20 protein-coding genes are annotated in these 23,204 nt (G+C 68.7%); 7 read left to right on the top strand and 13 right to left on the bottom strand.

Annotated elements, in window-relative coordinates:
- Positions 1–694: zf-HC2 domain-containing protein (locus AP234_RS36995; RefSeq protein WP_055477835.1), on the bottom strand; the 694-nt coding region annotated here is incomplete at its 3' end.
- Positions 691–1,218 (bottom strand): RNA polymerase sigma factor, encoded by a 528-nt coding sequence (locus AP234_RS02425; RefSeq protein ID WP_055477834.1) that lies wholly within the window; start codon positions 1,216–1,218, stop codon positions 691–693. The genes AP234_RS02425 and AP234_RS36995, both read right to left, overlap by 4 nt.
- A 141-nt stretch (positions 1,219–1,359) precedes the next feature.
- On the opposite strand from AP234_RS02425, the gene AP234_RS02420 reads away from it, so the two are divergent.
- A complete protein-coding gene (locus AP234_RS02420; protein WP_055477833.1) occupies positions 1,360–2,337 on the top strand; it encodes a nucleoside hydrolase in 978 nt (325 codons plus the stop codon).
- On the opposite strand, the gene AP234_RS02415 is transcribed toward AP234_RS02420, so the two are convergent.
- Positions 2,291–3,622, bottom strand: a complete 1,332-nt coding sequence (locus AP234_RS02415; protein ID WP_055477832.1) for a PLP-dependent aminotransferase family protein — start codon at positions 3,620–3,622, stop codon at positions 2,291–2,293. The two genes, AP234_RS02420 and AP234_RS02415, sit on opposite strands and share 47 nt — an antisense overlap.
- A 138-nt stretch (positions 3,623–3,760) precedes the next feature.
- Between AP234_RS02415 and AP234_RS02410 the strand changes: the two genes are divergently transcribed.
- Complete coding sequence (locus AP234_RS02410) at positions 3,761–4,513, top strand: LysE family translocator (RefSeq protein ID WP_063842737.1); 753 nt, start codon at positions 3,761–3,763, stop codon at positions 4,511–4,513.
- A gap of 555 nt (positions 4,514–5,068) precedes the next feature.
- Here the strand turns inward: AP234_RS02410 and AP234_RS02405 are convergent.
- The 6 genes from AP234_RS02405 to AP234_RS02380 all read right to left on the bottom strand — a co-directional run bounded on the left by AP234_RS02405 (position 5,069) and on the right by AP234_RS02380 (position 11,257).
- Positions 5,069–5,416, bottom strand: a complete 348-nt coding sequence (locus tag AP234_RS02405; protein ID WP_055477831.1) for a hypothetical protein — start codon at positions 5,414–5,416, stop codon at positions 5,069–5,071.
- Positions 5,417–5,440: 24 nt separating this feature from the next.
- Positions 5,441–6,121 (bottom strand): uracil-DNA glycosylase, encoded by a 681-nt coding sequence (locus AP234_RS02400; protein WP_055477830.1) that lies wholly within the window; start codon positions 6,119–6,121, stop codon positions 5,441–5,443.
- A gap of 150 nt (positions 6,122–6,271) precedes the next feature.
- On the bottom strand, positions 6,272–7,165 hold the full coding sequence (locus tag AP234_RS02395) for a carbohydrate ABC transporter permease (protein ID WP_055477829.1): 894 nt from the start codon (positions 7,163–7,165) through the stop codon (positions 6,272–6,274).
- A complete protein-coding gene (locus AP234_RS02390) occupies positions 7,162–8,643 on the bottom strand; it encodes an ABC transporter permease subunit (protein WP_055477828.1) in 1,482 nt (493 codons plus the stop codon). Before AP234_RS02390 ends, AP234_RS02395 begins: the two co-directional genes overlap by 4 nt.
- Positions 8,644–8,656: 13 nt before the next feature.
- On the bottom strand, positions 8,657–9,985 hold the full coding sequence (locus AP234_RS02385; RefSeq protein ID WP_055478209.1) for an ABC transporter substrate-binding protein: 1,329 nt from the start codon (positions 9,983–9,985) through the stop codon (positions 8,657–8,659).
- 3 nt (positions 9,986–9,988) lie between these two features.
- Complete coding sequence (locus AP234_RS02380; protein WP_055477827.1) at positions 9,989–11,257, bottom strand: ABC transporter substrate-binding protein; 1,269 nt, start codon at positions 11,255–11,257, stop codon at positions 9,989–9,991.
- 207 nt (positions 11,258–11,464) lie between these two features.
- Between AP234_RS02380 and AP234_RS02375 the strand changes: the two genes are divergently transcribed.
- The 3 genes from AP234_RS02375 (at position 11,465) to AP234_RS02365 (ending at position 15,153) form a co-directional block, all read left to right on the top strand.
- A complete protein-coding gene (locus AP234_RS02375; RefSeq protein WP_055477826.1) occupies positions 11,465–11,971 on the top strand; it encodes a PadR family transcriptional regulator in 507 nt (168 codons plus the stop codon).
- Between the two features lie 154 nt (positions 11,972–12,125).
- Positions 12,126–12,875 carry an ABC transporter ATP-binding protein gene (locus AP234_RS02370; protein ID WP_055477825.1) on the top strand — a complete coding sequence of 250 codons (750 nt, stop codon included), beginning with the start codon at positions 12,126–12,128 and terminating at the stop codon, positions 12,873–12,875.
- Positions 12,868–15,153 (top strand): FtsX-like permease family protein, encoded by a 2,286-nt coding sequence (locus AP234_RS02365; RefSeq protein ID WP_235557915.1) that lies wholly within the window; start codon positions 12,868–12,870, stop codon positions 15,151–15,153. Before AP234_RS02370 ends, AP234_RS02365 begins: the two co-directional genes overlap by 8 nt.
- A gap of 46 nt (positions 15,154–15,199) precedes the next feature.
- Here the strand turns inward: AP234_RS02365 and AP234_RS02360 are convergent, their stop codons facing one another.
- Positions 15,200–16,672: an aldehyde dehydrogenase family protein gene (locus tag AP234_RS02360; protein ID WP_200926190.1), complete on the bottom strand. Its 1,473-nt coding sequence runs from the start codon at positions 16,670–16,672 to the stop codon at positions 15,200–15,202.
- A 70-nt stretch (positions 16,673–16,742) separates the two neighbouring features.
- Positions 16,743–18,119: an MFS transporter gene (locus tag AP234_RS02355; protein WP_235557914.1), complete on the bottom strand. Its 1,377-nt coding sequence runs from the start codon at positions 18,117–18,119 to the stop codon at positions 16,743–16,745.
- 293 nt (positions 18,120–18,412) lie between these two features.
- Here AP234_RS02355 and AP234_RS02350 point away from each other — a divergent pair, with 293 nt between their 5' ends.
- Both AP234_RS02350 and AP234_RS02345 read left to right on the top strand, forming a co-directional pair.
- Positions 18,413–19,009: an amino acid synthesis family protein gene (locus AP234_RS02350; RefSeq protein WP_055477822.1), complete on the top strand. Its 597-nt coding sequence runs from the start codon at positions 18,413–18,415 to the stop codon at positions 19,007–19,009.
- A 477-nt stretch (positions 19,010–19,486) separates the two neighbouring features.
- Positions 19,487–20,389, top strand: a complete 903-nt coding sequence (locus AP234_RS02345; RefSeq protein WP_055477821.1) for a LysR family transcriptional regulator — start codon at positions 19,487–19,489, stop codon at positions 20,387–20,389.
- Positions 20,390–20,500: 111 nt separating this feature from the next.
- Here AP234_RS02345 and treS read toward each other — a convergent pair whose 3' ends face one another.
- Both treS and AP234_RS02335 read right to left on the bottom strand, forming a co-directional pair.
- Positions 20,501–22,204: a maltose alpha-D-glucosyltransferase gene (gene treS, locus AP234_RS02340; protein ID WP_055477820.1), complete on the bottom strand. Its 1,704-nt coding sequence runs from the start codon at positions 22,202–22,204 to the stop codon at positions 20,501–20,503.
- A gap of 558 nt (positions 22,205–22,762) precedes the next feature.
- On the bottom strand, positions 22,763–23,203 hold the full coding sequence (locus tag AP234_RS02335) for an acyl-CoA thioesterase (RefSeq protein ID WP_055477819.1): 441 nt from the start codon (positions 23,201–23,203) through the stop codon (positions 22,763–22,765).
- Between the last annotated feature and the right edge of the window lies 1 nt (position 23,204).

Raw genomic sequence — 23,204 nt, 5'->3', positions numbered from 1 at the left:
AGGTGAGCGCGAGCGCGGGCAGCAGCCAGCCGACCACCGTCCACGTCTGCCCCAGGAAGGCGACCCCGATGACGAGCGCGGGCACCACCGAGGTGATCAGCACGGCGGCCGCCCGCAGCAGCATCACCCTGAACGCGGAGTACGGCGCCACCAGCCCGATCTCGTACGCCGGGTCCGCGCCCCGGCCGAAGGCCAGGCCCACCCCGAGGACCGGCACGATCGGCGCCAGGGCGAGAAACCCGATCACGCCCCACCTCGTCGTCTCCCCGGCGGCGAGCGCCGCGAAGAACAGGGCGAGCGAAGCGCCCGCCAACCATGGCAGGCGGAGAGATTGCGCGGCGGCCAGCAGGCGGGCGATGTGATGGCGTACGCCGACCAGGCGGAGCAGCCGTTCGAACGGCCCGGGCGCGGGTGTGTCGACGACGTCGACGACCTCGACCCAGATCCGGTCGAGCCGCGTCTGGGAGACCTGAGGCGCGAGCAGCCCCCGGCAACTCGCGCACGCCAGCAGATGCGCCTCGACGGACGCGGCCGTGGTGGGGGAGAGGCGGCCTTCGGCGTACGCCACCGCGAGGTCGTCGTCCATATGCCAGCCCGTCCGCCGGCCTGCCTGCCCGTCCGGATGCATGTCCCTGTTCGTGTCCGTGTGTCCGTCCCCGTTCGTGTCCCCGGGCCGATCGGTGTGCTGGTTCATGCCAGTTCCTCCCTCAGCAGGGACTTCGCGCGCATCATGCGCGTCTTCACGGTTCCTGCGGGGATGCCGAGCAGCTTCCCCGCCTCCCGGGTGGTGAGGCCGTCCAAGACGGTCGCCTGGACCACGGCCCGCAGTTCCGGCGAGAGCGTGTCCAGCGCTCTGCCCAGCTCGCCGTACTCGATCCCGAGCAGGACCTGGTCCTCGGCGGACACCATGGTCGGCTCCAGGATCGGGGACATGACGTGGGGCTTCTTGCGCAACAGGTCCAGCAGCCGGCGGACGCCGATCCCCCAGATCCAGGCGGCCACCTCGCCCCTGCCGGTCCACGTGCGTGCGGTGCGCCAGATCGCCACGAAGGTGTCCTGCACCGCCTCGTCCACGACGGCCTGATCGGCGCACCGCCGGGTGAGCCGGATGACCAACCACGGCGCGTGCCGGGCATAGATCACTTCCAGGGCGCGCCGGTCGCCGTCCGCGATCGCACGCAGCAATCGCGGGTCATCCCATTTGTGGTGTTCGTCCATCACTCCTGCCCGGCAACCGGGGTCTCGACGGTCTCTCGGTCACTTGTCGCGCCGACCCCCGCGAGCGGTTCATACCGGCTCGTGAGCGTAGCCTCGGCGGCCGACCGAACCGGAAGCGGCCGTGAAACCGACAAGCGGAACATGATGCGCAATTTTCTGCTCCGGGTGATCGGGCTGGCCGTACTCTGCGCGGCCGCCGCCTGTTCGGTCGCCCGGCCGCTCGACGCCCCGCCCGGTGCCGGAAAGATACTGATCGATGCCGACATGGGAGAGCTCAACGACGACGCCCAGGCCCTGTTCCTGCTGGCCGCCGCCGATGTCGAGATCCTCGGCCTCACCACGGTCGGCGGCAACACCTGGCCGGAGGAGGGCACCGCCCACGCACTGCGGCAGCTCGAACTGATCGGCAGGACGAGCATTCCCGTGGTGACCGGCGACACCGCCAGGCCCGTGCTCCGGCAGGGTCACCGCCCCGACTGCCGGGGCGCGCTGGACCGGCCCCGGCCGAGTTCGCACCGCTCGCTGCCCACCCCGCCGTACGGCGGATACGCCGCGACCGAGCCCGCCGCAGGACGCGCGTCGGACTTCATCGCCGACCAGGTGCGCCGGCATCCCCGCGAGGTGACGTTCTTCATGCTCGGCCCGGCCACCAACCTGGCCCGAGCCGTACGCGACCATCCGGACATCGTGCCCCTGATCCGGGCGGTGGTCGTCCTCGGCGACGACGCGGAAAGCGAGGAGTTCAACCGGTGGTTCGACCCCGATGCCTCACGGGTCGTGTTCGACGCGCCCTTTCCGCGCAGGCTGGTCATTCCGCTGGAGGTGGCGGACCCGCTCGTCATGGACCGGGAGGGTTATGAACGGGTGGTCGCGGCCGGGGAAACTCCGGTCACCCGGCTCTTCACGGCGGTGGAGGGGCCGCGGTTCGCGGCCGAGTCCGACCACCGGGTGTTCGTCTGGGACGCGGTGGCGGCCGCGGTCTTCCTCCGCCCCGAGATCGCCACGGACGCCGACGGCCTGACCGTACGCGCCGTGGACCACGACCGGTTCTGGGACGTCTACACCGAACTGCTCACTCGGCCAGATGGTCTTCCGGTGAGGAGCGGGCAAGCTCGCTGAGGACGGCCAGCGCGTGCGCCAGTGTCTCGACCGGGGGCGATGCGAGGCCGAGCCGGACGGCGTTCGGGGCGCGGTGGTCGCCGACGGCGAAGGCCGCCGCGGGTGTCACCGCGATGCCGTGCCGTGCGGCGGCGGCCACGAACGTGTCGGCCCGCCACGGCGGCGGGAGCTCCCACCAGCGGTAGTAGGAACGCGGGTCGCCGTGCACCGAGAACTCGCCCAGGTGGCGTGCGGCGATCTCCTGGCGGGCGGCCGCGTCTCGCTGCTTGCCACGGGTCACCGACCGTACGACACCGTCGATCGACCATCGCGTGGCCGCCTCGAGCGCGAACCGCATCGGTGCCCAGCCTCCGGAGTGCAGCGCCGCGGTGACGGCGGCCACCAGCGGCCTGGGAACGACGGCGAATCCCACGGTCAGACCGGGCGCGAGCCGTTTGGAGAGGCTGTCGACGAGGATCGTGTGCTCAGGCGCCCAGGCGGCGAGCGGGGGCAGGTCGTCACGGAGGAACGACCAGACCGTGTCCTCGATCGCGTGGACGCCCAGCCGGGCGAGCACGCTCGCGAGCTCGGCCCGCCGTTCGACGGGCATGCTGAGCGACAGCGGGTTGTGCAGCGTCGGCTGGAGATAGATCGCCTTCAGCGGAGCCTTGCGCGCGGCGGCCGCCACCGCATCGGGGACCAGCCCGGCCTCATCGACGGCCAGGGGGACGAGGGTGACCCCGAGCCGGCCGGCGATCGACTTGAGGACCGGATAGGTGAGCTCCTCGACGCCCAGTCGTGCGCCCGGGGGAACCAGCGCGGCGGCCGCGATCGCCTGACGGCCGTTGCCGGCGAAGAGCACCCGCGCCGGGTCCGGGCGCCAGTCTCCGCGTGTGACGAGGTCGACGACGACGTCGCGGGCGAGCGAATTACCGCCCGCGCCGATCGGCCGCATGGCTGACAGCAGGACGTCCGGCCGCAGCAGCGGCCTCATGGCGTCACCGAGCAGGTCAGCCTGCCCGGGCACGACGGGATGGTTGAGTTCGAGATCGATCCTGCTGCCGCCGGGCTCGGCGAGGGCGGGCGCGGGGTGCCGGGCGGAGGCCCGCACGAAGGTGCCGCGGCCGACTTCGCCGACCGTCAGGCCGCGGCGGTTCAGCTCCTTGTACACACGGGCGGCGGTGGAGTTCGCGATGCCGTGCCTCCGGGCGAAGTCCCGCTGGGGCGGCAGTCGGTCGCCCGGTCGCAGCCGGCCGGCGGTGATCTGCGCGGCCACCTCGTCGGCGACCTGCCGGTAGCTCTCCATCACAATCTCCTCGGTAGCCGCGACAGCAATCCAAACACAATATTGCACCGAGTGCAATATTCATTATTGCACTCGAAAGGGCTTGGAGAATACGCTGAGGAAATCGAAAGGAAGCGTCGCGGAAGGGGGACGGCGTCGATGGTCGAGTGGAGTGCGATTCTGGGCGTCGTGTCCATCGCGCTGGGAATGGTGCTGTCTCCCGGCCCGAACATGATGTATCTGGTTTCGCGGAGCATCGGTCAGGGACACCGGGCCGGAATGATCTCCCTGTGCGGCGTCGTGGCGGGGTTCCTCGTCTATCTGGTCGGCGCGAACCTCGGGCTGGCGGCGCTGTTCACCGCGTTTCCGGAGATCCTCACCGTGATCAGGCTGGCGGGAGCCGGTTACCTGCTGTGGCTCGCCTGGAAGACCGTCAAACCGGGCGGCGCATCGGTCTTCGCCGTGCGCGAGGTGCCCGACGATCCTCCGCGCCGGCTTTTCACGATGGGGTTGATGACGAATCTGCTCAATCCGAAGATAGCGATCCTGTACATCTCCGTCATTCCGCAGTTCATCGACCTGGAGAAAGGGAACGTGCTGCTCCAGGGAATCGCCCTCGGCGGTTTCCAGATAGTGGTGGCGGCCTCGGTGAACCTGTCGATCGTGCTGGCCGCCGGCGGCATCGCGGGATTCCTGGCGCGGCGGCCCGTCTGGCTGCGGGCTCAGCGGGCCGCGATGGGGAGCATGCTCGGTGTGCTCGCCGTAATGCTCGCCCTCGACACCGGCGGAGGTGCTCCGCGGCCCGGCCACACCGCAGCGGAGCCGGGCCGGGCGGGAGGTGTCCGGCACCTCGACGAGCCGATCGCCTCGACCGTGCCGGGGATCACGTGGAACCCACCGCCGCGCCGGTGACGCGGCGTCGGAAATGCTCAGAAGGCGGTTCGATAATTGATGCCCCTTTCGCCGTTGCGATTGGGTGAGGTGTTGAGCTGTGCTGATGAGTAAACCTGAACGCCTCCGACCGGCTTCTCCCCCCCGAAGAACACTCGGCACGGTAGCGACACGGGGTGCGCGGCCTCCCCATCTACTGGCACTGGCGCCCATCGCACGGACCCGAGCGGAGGGTCAAGTCCGCGGAATGTCGGGAGATCGCCGGACACGGGCGTAGTCCCGAGACCGATAGCGTCTCGACCTGCGTCCGGCGACCGCAGGGGCCGCGTCTCTTCGGTGCCGACGCGGCCCACGCTCCTTCGGTACTCCTGCCGGGCGGGTGGCGTGAGGCGTGACCGCCCCGGACTCCGGCACATGGCTGCTCAGCAGGATCGACGCACGCGAGGCGGCCCTGACCGGCGAAGCCGAGCCGGGGTTGTCCGCTCAGCCGCGTCCGTAGCTCCGCTGCGCGTCACTTGACCAGCCCGCCTCGCCCAATCGCAACGGCGAAAGAGGCGTCAACCGTCGAACGCCCTCTCAGAGCAGGTGGTCGTCGGGACCCTCGTGGTCGTGTTCTTCCTCTTCCTCAAGGATGCCCTCGGACGGCTCGACGCCCAGCATGGCCTCCCTCGGCTCCACCTCCTGGACGTGCTCGACGAGGCCGAGCACGTGGGCGGGCTCGATGAGCCACTGCAACGCCGCAGCGCCGGTCTCGTCGGAGCCGACCAGCTCGATCTGCTCCTGGCGCTCGGCGTCGTCAAGCTCCGCCTCCGGGTTGCGGATCTCGGCCAGCGCCGCCGCCTGCAGGGCGTCCACATCGAGGACCTCGACCACCAGGTCGACGGTGAGGCGCAGATAGCGTCCCGTGTCCGTTGCATCGCTCATGGTGGTTGATCCTATCGGCAGGCGTCAGGGTAGTTTCCACTCGACCGGCGCGGCACCCTGCCGCTCCAGCAGTTCGTTGGCCCGGCTGAACGGCCGGGAGCCGAAGAACCCGCTACGCGCGGACAGCGGGCTCGGGTGCGCGGACTCGATGCATGGTACGGCGCTGCCGAGCATGGGCCGCAGGTTGCGGGCGTCGCGACCCCACAGGATGGCCACCAGCGGGCCGCCGCGCGCGACGAGCGCCTTGATGGCCTGCTCGGTGACCTCCTCCCAGCCCTTGCCCCGATGGGAGGCGGGCTTGCCCGGCATCACGGTCAGCACCCTGTTGAGCAGGAGCACGCCCTGCTCGGTCCAGGGGGTGAGGTCGCCGTTGGACGGTGTCGGATGACCGAGGTCGGCCGTGTACTCCTTGAAGATGTTGAGCAGGCTCCCCGGCAGCGGGCGCACATCGGGTGCGACGGAGAAGCTGAGACCGACGGGGTGGCCGGGGGTGGGATAGGGGTCCTGTCCGACGATCAGCACGCGGATCTCGCTCAACGGCTGCTGGAACGCGCGGAGCACCTGGGACCCGGCGGGGAGGTACTGGCGGCCGTCCGCGATCTCCTGCCGGAGGAAGTCGCCCATGGCGGCGATCCGCCCCGCGACGGGTTCGAGGGCCTCAGCCCAGCCGGCTTCCACGAGTTCGTTCAACGGACGTCCTGCCATGGTCGGGCACTCTATCGGCTTTTCGCGTGCCGTACGGCAAGGATGGGAAATAAAGATCGGATGCCCGCTTACCCCCGTGAAGCGGGCATCCGACGTGCTTGAGCCGTTCGATCGGACCTACTTCGCCATGTCCTACTTCGCCATGTCGTCCTACTTCACCGATCCGGCGAGCAGGCCCTGGACGAAGTACCGCTGGAAGGCGAAGAACAACACCAGCGGGATGATGAGCGACAGGAAGGCTCCCGGGGCGAGGATGTCCACGTTGGTGCCGAACTGTCGCATCTGAGATTGCAGTGCCTTGGTCATCGGCTGGTTCCCGCTGTCGGCGAAGACCAGGGCGACGAGCAGATCGTTCCAGACCCACAGGAACTGGAAGATCCCGAGTGACGCGACCGCCGGTTTGGCCAGCGGGAACACCACGGTCGCGAAGATCCGCCACTCCGGTGCGCCGTCCATCCTGGCCGCCTCCAGCAGTTCACGCGGGATGCCGACGAAGAAGTTGCGCAGCAGGAAGATGGCGAACGGCAGGCCGAACGCGACGTGGAACAGGACCACGCTGACGATCGAGCCGAAGATCTCGAGTGTTCCGTACAGCTTGGCGATCGGGATCAGCGCGATCTGGATCGGCACCACCAGCAGGGCGATGACGAGCAGGAAGACCGTGTCCCTGCCGGGGAACTCGATCCAGGCGAACGCGTAGGCCGCCATCGCCGCGATGGCGATGATCAGCAAGGTCGCCGGGACCGTGATCAGGACGGTGTTCCAGAACGACGAGGTGAAGCCGGAGGCCAGCAGGTTCGAGTAGTTCTCGAAGGTGATCTCGGCCGGTTTGGTGAACAGCGTCCACCAGCCGGACGAGTTGTTGGCGGTCTCGTCGCGCATCGACACGATGAGCAGCCCCAGCGTGGGCACCAGCCAGAACACCGCGACGAGGACCAGGAACACCTGGATCACGCCGCCGCCGATCCGATCGACGACGCGCCCGGCGAGGCCGCGCTCGATCCCGGCCGCCGCCTGCCGGGGCTCGGCCGCAAGCGTTGTCATCGATCGTCCCTCCTGAACCGGCGGATGTTGAAGATCATGAACGGCACCACCAGCACCAGCAGGAAGATCGCGAGCGCGCTGCCCAGGCCCTGGTTGTTGCCGCCGCCGAACGACACCCGCCACATCTCCAGCGCGATCACGTTGGCGTTGGGCTGCACCGAGCCCGGAGCGATGATGAACACCAGGTCGAAGACCTTCAGCACGTTGATGATCATCGTGACGAAGACGACGAGAAGCACCGGCGAGAGCAGCGGCACCGTGATCCGGCGGAACACCTGCCACTCGGTCGCGCCGTCGATCCTGGCCGCTTCCAGCGCGTCTCGGGGAACCGCCGACAGCCCGGCCGCGATCAGCACCATCGCGAACCCGGCCCACACCCAGATGTAGGCGCCGATGATCGCCGGAGTGATCAGGGTCGGGCCCAGCCAGGTCAGCCCGTTGAACGGCGCCGCGAAGTTCGACTGCGGGAGCCGTACCGTGTAGGACCCGGCGGGCAGGCCGGTGAAGCGGAAGGTGCCGTCGGCCGCCGTCTCCGTGGTCGCCTTGACCTGGCCACCGGAGACCGCCTCGACCGTGACGCCTTCCAGGCCCTTCTCCTGCGCGTCGACCTGGTTGACCGTGCCGCCGCCACCGCGCACGACGTCGAGCCAGACGGTGCCGCCGATCCCGTCGCCGGGCGTCGCGGCGGCCGGTTCGGCGGGCGTCGCGTCCTTGACCGAGTCCGGCGGCAGGCCGACGAGCGGGATCAGCACGGTCTGGCCGGGCTCGGCCGGCCGCCGGAGCGTCACCGTGCCGTCCTCCTGGGCGACAGCGGGCGCCTGGTCGTTGTCGCGCGGCCGCGCGCCCGGATAGCCCTGACTCGAGGAGAACGTGTCGTGGACCGTGGTGAGTACGGCGTTGGCCACGCCCTTGTCCGGGTCCTGCTCGTAGACGAGCCGGAAGATGACGCCGGCCGCGAGCAGGGAGACCGCCATCGGCATGAACAGGACCAGCTTGAACGCGGTCGCCCAGCGGATCCGCTCGGTCAGCACGGCGAAGATGAGGCCGAGCACCGTCACCACCAGCGGGGCTACCACGACCCAGATGATGTTGTTCCTGATCGTCGTCAGCGTCGCGGAGTCGGTGAAGATCGATGCGTAGTTGCCCAGCCCGACGAAGCGCTCGCCCGAGGCGTCGTAGAGGCTGCGGAAGATCGAGTAGATGACGGGGTAGACCATCCACACGCCGAGCAGGAGCAGCGCGGGCAGCAGGAACAGCACCGCCAGCGTCGGCGAAGGGCCGAGCCGCGCGCGTACCCTCCCGGTGCGGGGCTTCTCCGAGGGGGTCGTCCCTGCCGGGGTCGGCTCCGTGGCGGTCGACTCTGTGGCGGTCGACTCCGTGGGGGTCTTTTCTGGCGGGTCGGTCCGGCCGGGGGAGGCCCCGGCGGCGGAGGTCTCGCCGCCGCCGGAGGCCTGCGGGCCGTCGAGCCGTTCGGTCACGGCCTTCCTCCCACTACTTCTTGAACGCCTTGGCCGCGTCCGCCTCGAGCTTCTCCTGCGCGCCCTTCACGTCGGACGGGTTGCGCAGGAAGTCCTGCAGTTGCTTCCACTCGCCCTTGCCGTCCGTGCCGCCGAAGGCGCTGGGCGCAAGGTCCGACATGTCGTACCTGACCGCCTCGCCGGCCGAGATGATCGTCTGGGCGAGCTGCCTGGTCAGGTCGCTGGGGTAGTTGTCGGGCGAGACGTTGCGGTTGGGGGACAGGTAACCGGGCTGCTTGGCCCAGACCTCGCCGCCCTCCTTGGAGGCCAGGAACTCCACCAGCGCCTGTGCGCCCTTGGAGTCCTTCATCACCACGGCGACGTCACCGCCGAGGACGACCGGGGCCGTGTCGCCCGCCTTCGGGAACGGCATGATCTGCGCCTCCTGGCCGACCTCGGCGCCCGACTGGCCCAGCGAAGCGGCGACGAAGTCGGCCTCGATGACCATCGCGGCCTTCTTCTGGGCGTAGACCTGGGTGACGCAGGTCGGGAAGTCGGTCTGCAGCGCGCCGGACGAGCCGCCGAGCATGAACTCCTTCTTGCCGAAGATCTGCGCCATCTTCTCCAGCGCCGTGGTCACCGTCGGGTCCGTCCACGGGATCTCGTGCTTGGAGAGCTTGTCGTAGTTCTCCGGGCCGGCGCTGGAGAGGTAGACGTTCTCGAACAGGTCGGTGAGCGTCCAGCCCGAGGCGCCGCACAGCGCGAACGGCGCGATGCCGGAGTCCGACAGCGTCTGCGCGGTCTTGCCGATCAGATCGTCCCAGGTCGTGGCGGGCTGCGCCCCGGCGTCGTCGAACGCGCTCTGGCGATACCAGATGAGCGACTTGTGCGCGGCCTTGACCAGCACGCCGTACACCTGGCCGTTGGCCGAGCCGAGCTCCTTCCAGTACGGCGTGTAGTTCTGGTCGATCTGCGCCTGCACCTCGGCGGACAGCGGCTTGAGCGCGTTCTCGTCGGCGTACTGCTGGACCAGGCCCGGCTGCGGCAGGATCGCGACGTCCGGCGGGTTGCCGCCCTGGATGCGGGGGCCGAGGTAGGCGCCGGTGTCCTCACCCGTCGAGGCGTAGGTCACGGTGGCGCCGGTCTTGTCCTGGAATGCCTTGAGGACCTGCTCGAAGTTGGTCTGCTCGTCGCCGGTCCACTTGGCCGCGACCTCGATCGTGACGCCCTCCAGCGGCTTGGCGGCCGCGGCGTCGCCGCCGCTGGAGGCGCTCGCCTGGCCGGCGGGCTCGTCGCCCGTGCCGCCGCCGCACGCCACGGCCGCGAGAGCGAGCAGCGCGATCGGGATGGGGAGTTTGCGCATCATCTATCCTCCGGGGTGGATCACCTCGCCGAGGCCCTGTTTCAGGTCGGCGACGGCTTCGTCAACGGGTGTGCCAAGGTTCAGCGCCGCGGACACGGTGCTGGAGATCACCAGGCTGACCTGGTTGTAGTCGGGGGTGACCGGTCGCGGCCGTGCCGACAGGATCGACTCCTTCAGCACGGGCAGGTAGGGAAAGCGCTTGATCAGCTCCGGATCGTCGTACAGCTCGGCCCGGACCGGCGGGAAGGACCCCTCGGTGAGCACGAGCCGCTGGATCTCCGGGCCGGTGAAGTAGCGGATGAAGTCGAGCGCAGTCTTCTGGCGCTTCGAATACGCGCTGATCGCGAGGTTCAGCCCGCCGAGCGCGCTGGACCCCGGACCGTCAGGTCCGGGCAGCCTGGTCACCGAGAACTTACCGGCGAGCTCGGAATGGGTGGCCGGGCCGTACGCGTGCGGCCAGTTCCGGGTGAACAGCAGCCGCCCCTCCTGGAAGGCGAGCCGGGACTCCTCCTCCTTGTACGTCAGCGCCTCGCGGGGGATCCACCCCTCCTTGACGCCGCCGACGAGGAAGTCGAGCGCGGTGCGCGCGGTGCCGAGATCCAGGGTGACGCCGCGGGCGTCCGGGCTGAGGATCGACCCGCCCGCGGATCGTACGGCCTCCGCGAAGTTCACGGTCAGCCCCTCATACGGGAGGAACTGCCCGGCGTATCCCCCGATTCGATACTTCGCGCCCAGCCGTCGGGCCTGATCGCGTAGCTCCGCCCAGGTCCTGGGCGGTTTCAGCCGCTCCTTCTTGAGGATGTCGGAGCGGTAGTAGAGCAGGCCCGCGTTGCTCACGTACGGCGCGGCCCACAGCCGGTCGCGGTAGATCGCCGTGTCGGCGACCCCCCTGAGCATCTTGTCCAGCGGGAACTGGCTGCGGTCGAGCGGCACGATCCAGCCGGCGTCGGCGAACTCCGCCGTCCAGACCACGTCGAGCCCGAGCACGTCGTAGACCTCGCTGCGGGCCTGCAGGTTGGCGACCATCTGGGCACGCTGCTCGTCGGCCGCCTCCGGGAGCTCCAGCAACGTCACCGGCTCGTCGGGATGCGCCTGGTTCCACCGCTCCAGCAGCGGCCCCAGGTAGGCGGTGGTGTCCCGGCCGATCGCCAGGGTGATCGGCCCGGTGCCGCCGGTCCCGTCGCCCGCCGATCCACCGGCGGCCGTGTCCGCGAACCCCGCGCATCCGGCCGCGAGCAGAGCGGCCAGCAGGGCGACGGCTCGGCGAACCACATGGCCTCCGTGTGTCTTGCGGATCTTCCGGGCGGGGATCTGTCGGATGCCGGCCTCTCGGGGCCGGACGCGATCGGTGCTCAGACGGTTGGTGCTTACATACGTGTTAGGTAGATGCATGCATGTTATGCATAGCGATAATGTGAGAGTCAACGCTGAGGCCGATAACGCTCCGGTAACTGCTATCCGACGGCTGGGGGTGAGCGCGTGCGGCAGTCGCTGCTGGCGCTCCTTGCGAAGGAACCTGCCCATGGATACGAACTCAAACAGGCGCTGGAGGCGATCTTCGGCAGCGCGTATCCCTCACCGAACATCGGCCAGATCTATGTGACGCTCGGGCGGCTGGAGAAGGATGGGTACGTCCGGTCCGTCGGCGTCGAGCAGTCCAACCGGCCGAACAAGAAGGTCTATTACATCACCGCCGCGGGCCGGGAGGCCCTGCTGACCTGGGTGGAGGAGCCCACCGAGGGACCCCGGGTCCGCGACGAGTTCTTCATGAAGCTCGTGCTGGCCCCGATGACCGGGCTGTCCGACCGGATGGCGCTGATCAACCGGCAGCGCCGCCACTACCTGGGCCTGATCCGGGATCTGGACGAGCTGGCCGAGCGTACCGATCCCGGCAACCGCGTGGCCCTCCTGCTCATCGAGGGCGCCATGCTCCACCTGCAGGCCGACCTCGACTGGCTCGAACGCTGCCAGGAGGAACTCCCGTAATGCCCCCCACCCCACCCCCCACCGTGATCTTGCGAAAACTCGCAGAAAGCGCCCTGACCGGCGCCTTCACCTTTTGTGATCTTGCAGAAACTCGCAGGGCATCCGTCTCACCTGCGGTGATGACGTGCGTGATCTTGCGGTCGGGACGAACGCCATGACCACGGCACCCGTGGTCAGAGCGGTCAACCTGGTGAAGATCTATCAGTCCGGCCGCGGGCTTCCCGTACCGGCCGTGCGAGGCGTGGACCTCGCCGTCGAGCCCGGCGAGTTCGTCGCGATCATGGGGCCGTCCGGGTCGGGCAAGTCGACGCTCGTCCATCTGCTCGGCGGCCTCGACACGCGTACCAGCGGCGAGATCTGGCTGGACGGCAAGCGCGCCGACACGCTGTCCGAGAGCGGCTGGGCCGTGCTGCGCCGTCAGAAGATCGGGTTCGTCTTCCAGTTCTTCAACCTGGTGAGCAACATGACGGTGGCCGACAACGTGGAGCTGCCCGCGCTCCTCGGCGGCGCGTCGCCCAGGCACGCCCGCGAACGGCGCGAATACCTCCTCGGCGAGCTGGGCCTGACCGATCGCGCCGCGGCCGCACCCGCCCAGCTCTCCGGCGGGGAGCAGCAGCGCGTCGCGCTCGCCCGCGCCCTCGCCAACCAGCCGAGGCTGCTCCTGGCCGACGAGCCGACCGGCAACCTGGACAGCCGCAACACCCGCGACGTCCTCAAGCTGCTGAGCCGGGTCCACCGCCAAGGTCAGACGATCGTGCTGGTCACCCACGACGCACGTGTGGCCGGCCTGGCCGACCGGGTGGTCTGCCTGCTGGACGGCGAGATCGTCGACGACGGAGCCGTAACCACACGGCGCCGGCGCCCCGGCGGCACAGCCGGCGACGTGGTGGAGCTGCGTGGCTAGCCCCATGGGTGTGTGGAAGGGCGCCGAGGGGAGGTGGATCCGGGCGGACCTGCGGGCCCGCCGGGGGCAGGCGCTGCTGACCGTGCTGACCGTGGCGGGGATCGTCGCCGCCCTCATCGCCGCGGCCACCCTCCTGGAGGACGGCACCAATCCCTGGCGCGGCCTGTTCGAGCGCGGCCGCGGCGCCCACATCTGGCTCCACACCAAGGCCGTCCCCGATGTCTCCGCGCTCAAGAGCCTCGACGGCGTCGGCGACGTCGCCGGGCCGTACCACAGCGCCCCCGCGGCCCTCGTCGACGGCGGCCGCAAGGTGCCGATCTCGCTGCAGGAGGCGCCGGCCGCGCTTCCGACGGTCGCCCGCCCCCTGCTCCGCGAGGGCCGCTGGCTCGATGTGCGCCATCCGGAGGGGGTGGTGGTCGAGCGGTCGTTCGCCCGCGCGCTCGGCCTGCGGCCGGGCAGCCCGTTCACCGTCACCGGTCTGAACGGCGCCACGCACACGCTCACCGTCGCCGGGCTCGCGGACAGCGGCGATCACGGCTTCTATCCGGAATGGGCGCCCGGCCTCGCCTGGACGCTCGGACAGACGCTCACCACGGTCGAGCCGGCCCCCGGCCGCACCGAGACCGTCACCGGCCTGCGGCTGTCGGATCCCGGCCTGACCGATCTCATCGTGCAGCGTGCCGTCTTCACCCTCCGCGGGCAGGTGCAGCGGGTCACCACGTGGCGGGAGGTCAGGGCGGCGATGGAGCTGGACAACCGCCTGCTCGGCCTGCTGCTCGGGCTGTTCGGCGTGGCCGGCCTGGTCGCCGCCGCGCTGGCGCTCGCCAACGTCGCCGGCGGCCGGGTTCTCACCCAGCTACGCGACATCGCCACGCTCAAGTCGCTCGGGTTCACCCGCGGTCAGGTCACCCGTGTGCTGCTGGTGGAGCACGGCGCGCTGGGACTCGCCGGCGTCGCGCTCGGCGTGGTCGTCGCCTGGCTGATCACCGCGTACGCCCTGCGCGAGAGCGTGGTGGTGCCGCTGTCGCCGGGCCCGCATCTCGCGATCATCGCGGGCACGGTCGTGGTCGTGCTGGTGGCGGTCTGGCTGCCGGCCCGGCGCGGCGGCCGCACCCCGCCCCTGCCCGCGGCCCCGGCCGCGCCGCCCCGGGGGCGGCTGTCGCGGCTGGCCCGGCTCGCGCTGCTCGTACGGCTGCCGCCCGCGCTGGTGCTCGGCGCGCGTGACGCGTTCACCCGGCGTACGCCGGCGCTGCTCACGGTCTGCGGGGTGGCGATCCCGATGACGATGATCACCGTGGGGCTCGGCTGCTGGGCGACGCTCGACGACTTCATCCGCCATCCCGAGAGCGTGGGCCAGGCGGCGGCCCTGACCGTACGGCCCGGCGATCTGACGGCGCAGGAGACACGGGTCCGGGTGATGGCCGAGCCCGACGTGGTCGCGGCCTATCCGGGGGCCGAGCTCGACGCACTCGTACCCGGGCAGACCAGGACGGTACGGACCCGGGCGCTGGGCACCTCCGCCGATCCCTATCCCTTCCCCGTCGTGGAGGGGCGGATGTTCCGCGACCGCGGCGAGGCCGTGGCCGGGCAGGGCCTGCTCGACCTCCTCGGCGCGCGCATCGGGGACCGGATCCGCATCACGGTCGGCGGCACCCCGCTGATCCTGCGGATCGTGGGCCGGGTCATCGAGCCCGAGCAGGACGGCGAGGTGCTCTCGCTCGGCATCGACAGCCTGGCGGCCAAGGACGCCGTGCCGCCGCGGTTCTACGCCCTGATCCTGCGGCCGGGCGCCGACCCGGGGGAGGCGAGGGCCCGGTTGCAGGCGCAGAGCCTGGAGGTCGCGCAGGCGGTGAACCCGGCCGACCGGCTCGCGGTGATCCGTGTGATCATCGTCGCGCTCGTGGGCGTGCTTGCCCTGATCGGCCTGGCCAACCTGCTGACCGCAGGCGCGCTCGGCCTGCGCGACCATGTGCTCGACCTGGCCGTGCTCAAGGCGATGGGCCTGACCCCGCGCCAGGTCATGGCCACGCTGGTCACCGGCACCGGCCTGCTCGCGGTGGTCGGGGTGCTCGTCGGCGCCTGCGCCGGGGCGCTCTGGTCGCGGGCCCTGATCGATATGGAGGGACGGCACAGCGGGGTCGGCGCCGGGATCGGCCGGGCGCCGACCCCGGGAATGCTCGCCGCGGCGATCGGCGTGGCGATCGGCGCCGCCCTGCTCGTCGCACTGATCCCCGCCCGCCGGGCCGCCCGGGCCCGGATTCCGGTCACGGCCCGGTGAGCCGGCCCGTGACCGCCCGCGCCGTCGCGGTGAAATCCGCTCACCGTCATCCGGCGAGCCGGACGTTGATCTGCTTCGTTTGGGTGAAACCAGCGATCATGCCCTCGAGGGATGCCTCTCGTCCGAGGCCGCTCTGTTTGTATCCGCCGTAGGATTGCCCGACCATCTGCCCGCCGCCCTGGTTGACCTGGACCCAACCCGCCTCGATCCGGTGGGCGACATCGATGGCCGAATTGATGTCGTCCCCCCAGATGTAGGCGGCGAGGCCATATGCGGTGTCGTTGGCCATGCGGATCACTTCTTCGACGTCGATCCACGGGATGACCATGATGACGGGACCGAAAATCTCTTCCCGCGAAAGCCGGAAGGTGTTGTCCGCTCCGGAGAAGACGGTCGGGATGTGATAGTAGCCCTCGGCCAGGCGGCCGGTGGCCGGAGGCGTTCCGCCGAGCTCGAGAGTCAACGCGGGATTGGCCAGGCCCTCGTCGATGTAGTCCTGGACGGAGCGGTACTGGGTCTCGTTGATAACGGCGCCGACGTCGCTGGCATCATCGAGCGGATTACCCACCTGAAGATCCGCGAGGCGTGCCACGAGCCGCTCGAGGACCTCGTCATGAACCTCACGGTGCAGGAAGAGCCGGGAGCCCGCGGTACAGCTCTGCCCTTGGCGAGTGACCCTTGAAGAAGCCAGCAGGCCGTCGATCAGCCCGTCGGTGATCGTGCCGGGGAAGACGATGGAAGGACTCTTTCCTCCCAATTCCAAGGAGACGTGGGCGAGCCGTTCGGCCGAGCGCCGAGCGATCAGTCGTCCCACCTCTGTGGACCCGGTGAAGGAGACTTTGTTCACTCCGGGGTGTCCGACGAGCGCGGCTCCCGCTGTGCCGCCCTGCCCGGTGATGACGTTGAGAACTCCATCCGGCAGGAACTCCTGGCAGATCTCGGCGAGCATCAGGATCGGAAGCGGGGCATCCTCGGCCGCTTTGAGAACCATCGTGTTCCCGGCGGCGAGGGCGGCCGGCACCTTGAATCCGGCGATCAGCAGGGGTGAGTTCCAGGGAAGGATGCCGGCGACGACTCCCAGCGGTTCCTGTCGGGTGTACTGAAGTTGCGAGGAGCCGGCCGGCAAGGTCGTTCCCTTCACCTCACCCGCGACTCCGCCGAAGTAGCGAAACAAACCGACCAGCATCGTGACCTCGGGCCGTGCCTGGGTACGGATCGCGTTACCCGTGTCGGCCGCCGTGATGCGCGCGAGATCTTCACTGCGGGACTCGATGGCATCCGCGATCTTGAGTAGAACGCGCTGGCGCACGCTGAAGTGCTGGTCACGCCATTCGGGCCATGCCGCACGCGCAGCGGCGACGGCCAGATCGACATCTTCCGCGGCGGCCTCGGGCACCCGAGCGAGCAGGTGCCCACGTCGTGCCGGGCTGCTGATCTCGCGCCACGCCCCGGAGACGCTCTCCACCCAACGACCACCGATCAGCATTCTCCACGGTCGGGGGCCGATCGCGGCCGTCAATTCTTCGACTGTGAGTACCTGTCGAGTCAACAAAGGTCGCTCCTGTCTGTAGCGCCGAGGAAGGACACGGCTAATCGCTCGACCGCTCAGGTGAGTGCTTGTTCACGCGTTCGCCGATGCCGTCCCTGCCCGAACCGACCGGGGATGTCGCCGCCGAGGTGCGATGCGTTTCCGGTGCGAAAGTAGCGCCGAGGAACGTAACCGCCTGCAGCGCGGCGACGTACAGAATGACATACAGTGGCGAGCCGTCCGCGGCCACGATCAGGGTCGTCGCGATAAGCGGTGAGAGCCCGCCAACGACCGAGCCGAGCTGATACCCCAGAGAGGCGCCGCTGTACCGGACCTCCGTGCCGAACAGTTCGCTGAAGAAGGCGGCCTGCGGCCCGTACATGGATGCGTGCACCAAAGCCAGTCCGATCACCAGGGCCAGATAAATGAGCCATGGTTCGCCGGTGTCCACCAGGGCGAAGAATGGGAACGGGAAAACGATGGCGAATGCGGCGCCCAGGCGGAATATGCTGCGGCGACCGAATCGGTCCGACAGGGCTCCGAACATTGGAATGGTGAGAAATGTCACGCACGCTGCGATCGTCGTCCCATTGAGCATCACATCTCGGGTAACGCCGACCTGGCCGGTGCCATAGGAGACAACGAACGTCACGAGCACGTAGAAGAGAGTGGTCTCCTGACGCATCGCCGCCGCCAGCAGCACCTGCTTGGGGTTGTGCCGCAGGGCTGTCCAGGCCGGCGACTTCAATGCGCCGTTCCGCCGGCGAAGGTCCTGGAACTCGGGACTTTCGGCGATGCCCAGTCTGATCACCAGCCCGACCACCACGAGGAGGGCGCTGGCCAGGAACGGGATCCGCCAGCCCCAAGAGGCGAACTGCTGCTCGCTCAACGGAGACAGCGCGATGAACGCTCCGGAGGCCAGGACGAGACCTGCGGGCACGCCCATCTGGGGGAAGCTGCCCGCTAGTCCGCGTCGATGTGGCAGCGAATGTTCCACCGACATGAGCACGGCGCCGCCCCATTCGCCGCCGACCGCGAAGCCCTGACAGAAGCGAAGCAGCACCAAGCAGATCGGCGCGGCGATGCCGATCGTCTCGTATGTGGGCAGGCATCCGATGAGGAAGGTGGCCGTCCCCATCAACAGGAGCGAGGCGACCAGGGCCGACTTACGGCCGACTCGGTCACCGAAATGGCTGAACACCACGCCGCCCAGGGGACGGGCGACGAATCCGACGGAGAATGCGGCGAATGCGCTGAGCGTTCCGACCGCCGGGTCGAAGGTCGGAAAATAGAGCTCGCCCAGGACCAGAGCGGCCGCGAGGCCATAAATGAAGAAGTCGTACCATTCGATGGCTGTCCCGATGAAACTTCCGAGGAATACTTTCCGGCGCATCGCCGCCGTGCCCGGGTTGGGCGGGGCGAGGTTTATGGATTTCATGGGAAACCTCCAAACAAGAGGTTGCCGCCGCGCTCGTCTTACCCTGCTGTGGAGTTCCCCCACATCCCCTGCGATCAAGTTCGCCGCCGCGGAAGCAGTGAGTTTCGAGCGATATTAGCAGGGGCCGGCCCCGCCGGTAATGCGCAGATGTGCACTGTGCGTTGCAGCGGCGAACAGGCCGATGGCTGGCGCGGCGTTGCACGGATGCAAGCCCCGGTGCGGATATCGCTATTCCGCGATGGTCGCCGGATGGCTATGGTCTTCTTGACCAATCCAGCAGAAAGGATCAGCGAATGGACATCGACAGGCTGATTCGTAAAATCGTTCACTTCGAAGATGAGATTCACGCGGAGGGTGAACGGCCCGTTTCTCCGCCCTTGCGGCGTATCGCGGTCGGTGCGGTGATCAAGAACCCTCGGCTCTCCGGAGCGTCCGGAGACGCCCTTGATGAGCTGGTCCACGTTTCTGAGCGGCTGGGTGTGGATCTGACCATGCGGGCGCTCGAGCGTCTCGGCGATCCCGCGAGCATCAGGTCGTACTCGAAAGCCGTCGTCGTGGGGTCCGCCGGGGACCTTGAGCATGGCGCGGCGATGATCCACTCGCGCCTTGGCATGGCGATCCGACAGACGATCAAGCGGGGCCGGGTCCTGATCCCGGGCAACGCCAAGGTGGGCCCGGCCGGCACTCAGGTGGACGTGTGTTTCGGACCCGTCGATGAAGGGTGGGATCTCGATGCCATGGACACCATGAGCATCTGCGTCGCGGACGCGCCCCGGCCAGAAGAGATCCTCCTCGTCGTGGCGTTCGCGTCGGGTCCCCGGCCGAACGCGCGTGCCAAGGGCCCCAGCCAGGACGACGTCGACAGGCTGCTCGCCGCGGCCGCTCGCTAGTGCCCCTCCCGCCAACCTTCGCCCCGTCGCGCGAACCTTGGCGGTCGCGGCACTAGAACCGGCCGGTCGCACGGTGGCCACCGGCCGGCTCGGCCTCGGTGGCCACCGCTGCCCGGGCCGGCGCTCCGCGGCCTCGTCACCCAGCGAGCGTCCGCCGCCGCGCCCACCCGTGCCTCTTTCCAATCCTGGAGACCCGGCATCACGCGCCAATGGGCGGGATGCGCCGTCGGTTTCCCGTCATCCCGAAGGAGCGCTTGGACGAGGGGATCCGCCGCCACGTGCGGCTTCCCCACCGCGACTCGATCATCTACCCGGACGGCGTCGTCTGGCCGCGTTATGGGCCACGCCCGGGGCCGCCTTCCCCGTGATCATCGGAGAGGTGCCGTCCCGGCTGTGGGCGACCTTGACGCAGGCGTCGGAGACGGGGCATGGTTGCCCCACCGCGCGCCCGGCGCTGCTTCAAACAGGATGACGAGGATGGCCTCCGCACCCGAATTGCTCCCGTGGGATGACCTGCAGTACTTCCTCGAGTTGGCACGCCGTCAGACGCTCGCCAAAGCAGCGCGCCGGTTGGGCGTCTCGCACACGACCGTCTTGCGTCGAGTCGCCGCTTTGGAGAAGCGGCTCGACCGGAAGTTGTTCGACCGGTCACACGCCGGCTTCAGTCTCACGGCCACGGGACACGAACTGTTGTTGCGCGCGGAGGAGATGGAGGCGCTGGCGGACGATATCTTCACTCCGGTCGCTGAACGGGGCAGGGCGGCCGGAACGGTACGACTCGCCGTGGTCGAAGGTTTGGCCAGCAAGGTTTTGGCTCCGCTGTTGACGACCTTCCAGCGGTCTTATCCGGATATAAGACTCGAGGTCATCACGGTGATGCAGCTGGCCAATCTCTCACGGCGAGAAGCAGACATCTCGGTCAGTCTTGCGAGGCCCCACGGCAGCAGGCTGCAGGCACAGATGCTCGCGACCTGTGGCGTACACCTGTATGCGGCACGGCGATACCTGGAGGCCGCCGGGACGCCTCGCACTCTTGCGGATCTGGACGGGCACGTTTTCGTCGACTATGTCGACGACATGGTTGAGATCCAGGCACTCCGCTGGCTTTCTGACATCACCCAGCCCAATGCCGTGGTCTTCCGGAGCACCAGTCCGCTTGTGCAGCTGTCCGCCGTACGCAGCGGGCTGGGCATCGGCATGTTTCCGCGGTATCTCGTGCGGGATGAGAAAGATCTCGTGTGTCTGCTATCGGATGAGTTCTATGCGCATAGAGAATTCTGGGTCGCCATCCATCAGGAGTTCCTTCGGATTCCGCGAATGCAGGCGGTCTATCAATTCGTTAGAGACTTCCTCGCCGAGCAGTTGACCGATCCGTCCTGAAATATCCGGCCGCTCTGGCTCCGGGATCGGACCTGCCGCGACCGGATCGGTGACGCTGCCCCGCTCGATCGGGTCGATGCGAGCGGGACAGCGATGCGAGCGGGCAGGCCGTCAGCAGGATGGCTGGATCGAGAACCAGTAGAAGCCGTAGCCGGGGAGCGTGAGCCGGTAGGGGTGATCGCCGATCGGGGGGAACGGCACGCCGCCGCGGCACTCCACCGGGATCATGCCGCTGAACCGGCGCAGGTCGAGCTCGACGGGCTGGGCGAAGCGCGACAGGTTGTTGACGCACAGCACCCGGTCGTCGCCTTCCTCCCGAAGGTAGGAAAGCACGCTGAGGTTGTCCGACCACAGCTCGGTGTAGTCACCGGTGCCGAAGATCGGGTGCTCCCGGCGGATCTGCAGCATGCGCCGGGTGAAGTGCAGCAGCGACGACTCGCTCTTCGTCTGCGCCTCGACGTTGACGGCCTGGTAGCCGTACACCGGGTCCATCACGGCCGGCAGGTAGAGGCGGCCGGGATCGGCCGTGGAGAAGCCGGCGTTGCGGTCGGGGGTCCACTGCATGGGAGTACGGACCGCGTCCCGGTCCTCCAGCCAGATGTTGTCGCCCATGCCGATCTCGTCGCCGTAGTACATGACCGGTGACCCCGGCATGCTCAGCAGCAGCGCGGTGAACAGCTCGATCTGGTCCCTGTCGTTCTCCAGCAGGGGCGCCAGTCGCCGCCGGATGCCCAGGTACGCCCGCATCCGGGGGTCCTTGGCGTATTCGGCGTGCATGTAGTCGCGCTCCTCCTCGGTCACGGTCTCGAGCGTCAACTCGTCGTGATTGCGGAGGAAGATGCCCCACTGCGCGTTCTCGGGCAGTTTGGGGGTGACCGACATGATTTCGGAGATCGGCTCCCGGCTCTGCCGCCGCACCGCCATGAAGATGCGCGGCATCAGCGGGAAATGGAACGCCATGTGGCACTCGTCGCCGCCCGTGGTCGGGTCGCCGAAATACTCCACCACGTCCGCCGGCCAGCCGTTCGCCTCGGCGAGCAGCACCCGGTCGGGGTAGAGCCGGTCCACCTCGGCCCTGACCCGCTTCAGATAGGCGTGCGTCTCGGGCAGGCCGGCGCACGAGGTGCCCTCGCGCTCGAAGAGGTACGGCACGGCGTCCAGCCGGAAGCCGTCGACGCCGAGGTCCAGCCAGAACCGGAGGACCTCCAGCATCGCCTCCTGTACGTCCGGATTGTCATAGTTGAGATCCGGCTGGTGGTGGAAGAACCGATGCCAGTAGTACTGACCACGAACGGGATCGTAGGTCCAGTTGGACTCCTCGGCGCCGATGAAGACGATCGGGGCGTCGGCGTAGCGGGTCGGGTCGTCCGACCACACGTAGAAGTCGCCGTACGGACCGTCCGGATCCCGACGGGACGCCTGGAACCACGGATGCCGGTCGCTGGTGTGGTTCATGACGAGATCGGTGATGACGCGCAGGCCGCGCTCGTGGGCGGCCTCGATCATCTTGACGAAGTCCCCCAGATCACCGAACTCCGGAAGGATCTTCAAATAGTCAGATATGTCATATCCGCCGTCTCGCAGGGGGGACTCGTACAGCGGCAGCAGCCAGAGGCAGTCGACCCCCAGCCACTTGAGATAGTCCATCTTCTCGATCAGCCCGCGCAGATCGCCGGTGCCGTCGCCGTTGGAGTCCTTGAACCCGCGAACCAGCACCTCGTAGAAGACCGCCCGCTTGTACCAGTGGGGGTCGGCAGGGGTCAGGTCGCCGGGGGAGGCCGGAACACGTTCCGGGCATGGCGAAGCAGCGTTCATCTGGTCTCGCTCGAAGACTCGAAAGGAGGGGAAGGCGCGTGGTCAGGTCAGCACCCGGGCTCTGGGCTCACGCCGCCTTCTTGGCGATTATTTGGGCAAACCTAGCACCTAACCAGGGCTGACCGTAAAGGCTTACACCCACTCAACAGGTAGTTTTTACCCGCTTCTGCTCGATCACGTACGGTGTCCCCCGCGCGCCGGGCCGTCGGCGGTTGCGGGGACGCGGCGACGCGGCCAGGCGAGGGCCGGAGCCGTGAGTACGGCGCCGATGGTGAGGCGTGGCCGCCGCCGAGTCCGATGAGCGCGTCGAGCAGATGGAGCGGCCAGGAACCCGTGACCCGGTGCGGACGGATGCCACGACACCGAGCAGACGCGGCCGGGGGCGACACGAGGAGGCGCGGGCCGGGCAGCGGCAGGAGTCGGGAGAAGGGCGACCATCGGTCGATCACGACGTTGTCGCTGGAAAAATGCGGGTTTCACGGCAACAACGTCATGATCGATGGCGAAGCCGCAGCCGGGTTTCTCGCCGGGGAATTACCGCGGCCTCAAGCCGCGGCCTCAAGCCGAGGCCCCCGCCGGCGACAGCAGAGGCTCGGCGGCGGCGCGCAGCTCGCTGCTGAACGGCGCCGGCCGTAACGTGCCGGGGTCCAGGTTGACATTGACGCGGTAGCCCTCCGCGTGAACCACCGAACGATCGGCGGAAAGCACGCGGAAGCCGTATAACGCGCTGGTCCGGCCGATGCGCTCGATCCAGAAGTGCACCAGCGGCTCGCTCGCCCCGGTGATCGGCACGTGGTAGGTCACCTTGAACTCCCGGACGGCCAGGAACACGTCCCTGAACGATGAACGGGTAGGATCGGGCGCCCAGCCCAGCCTGTGCCAGTACGCGCTGACCGCGCGCTCGACCAGCAGGGCGTAGCGAGAGTTGTGCAGCAGACCCATGGCGTCGAGATCGTCGAAGTGCACCTGGACCGGCTCGAAGTGTCCACCGTCTGTCACG

Source organism: Sphaerimonospora mesophila (assembly GCF_001417795.1).
Taxonomy (GTDB): domain Bacteria; phylum Actinomycetota; class Actinomycetes; order Streptosporangiales; family Streptosporangiaceae; genus Sphaerimonospora; species Sphaerimonospora mesophila.
The sequence above is the reverse complement of the archived record's forward strand: the minus strand, read 5'-3'. Positions and strand labels throughout refer to the sequence as shown.

What these genes read in the sequence shown, in the direction of transcription:
- AP234_RS02420 (WP_055477833.1), top strand. Translation starts at nt 1,360, where the DNA reads ATGATGCGCAATTTTCTGCTCCGGGTGATCGGGCTGGCCGTACTCTGC.
- AP234_RS02415 (WP_055477832.1), bottom strand. Translation starts at nt 3,622, where the DNA reads ATGGAGAGCTACCGGCAGGTCGCCGACGAGGTGGCCGCGCAGATCACC.
- AP234_RS02405 (WP_055477831.1), bottom strand. Translation starts at nt 5,416, where the DNA reads ATGAGCGATGCAACGGACACGGGACGCTATCTGCGCCTCACCGTCGAC.
- AP234_RS02370 (WP_055477825.1), top strand. Translation starts at nt 12,126, where the DNA reads ATGACCACGGCACCCGTGGTCAGAGCGGTCAACCTGGTGAAGATCTAT.
- AP234_RS02345 (WP_055477821.1), top strand. Translation starts at nt 19,487, where the DNA reads ATGGCCTCCGCACCCGAATTGCTCCCGTGGGATGACCTGCAGTACTTC.
- AP234_RS02425 (WP_055477834.1), bottom strand. Translation starts at nt 1,218, where the DNA reads ATGGACGAACACCACAAATGGGATGACCCGCGATTGCTGCGTGCGATC.
- treS (WP_055477820.1), bottom strand. Translation starts at nt 22,204, where the DNA reads ATGAACGCTGCTTCGCCATGCCCGGAACGTGTTCCGGCCTCCCCCGGC.
- AP234_RS02385 (WP_055478209.1), bottom strand. Translation starts at nt 9,985, where the DNA reads ATGCGCAAACTCCCCATCCCGATCGCGCTGCTCGCTCTCGCGGCCGTG.
- AP234_RS02395 (WP_055477829.1), bottom strand. Translation starts at nt 7,165, where the DNA reads ATGACAACGCTTGCGGCCGAGCCCCGGCAGGCGGCGGCCGGGATCGAG.
- AP234_RS02410 (WP_063842737.1), top strand. Translation starts at nt 3,761, where the DNA reads ATGGTCGAGTGGAGTGCGATTCTGGGCGTCGTGTCCATCGCGCTGGGA.
- AP234_RS02355 (WP_235557914.1), bottom strand. Translation starts at nt 18,119, where the DNA reads ATGAAATCCATAAACCTCGCCCCGCCCAACCCGGGCACGGCGGCGATG.
- AP234_RS02400 (WP_055477830.1), bottom strand. Translation starts at nt 6,121, where the DNA reads ATGGCAGGACGTCCGTTGAACGAACTCGTGGAAGCCGGCTGGGCTGAG.
- AP234_RS02350 (WP_055477822.1), top strand. Translation starts at nt 18,413, where the DNA reads ATGGACATCGACAGGCTGATTCGTAAAATCGTTCACTTCGAAGATGAG.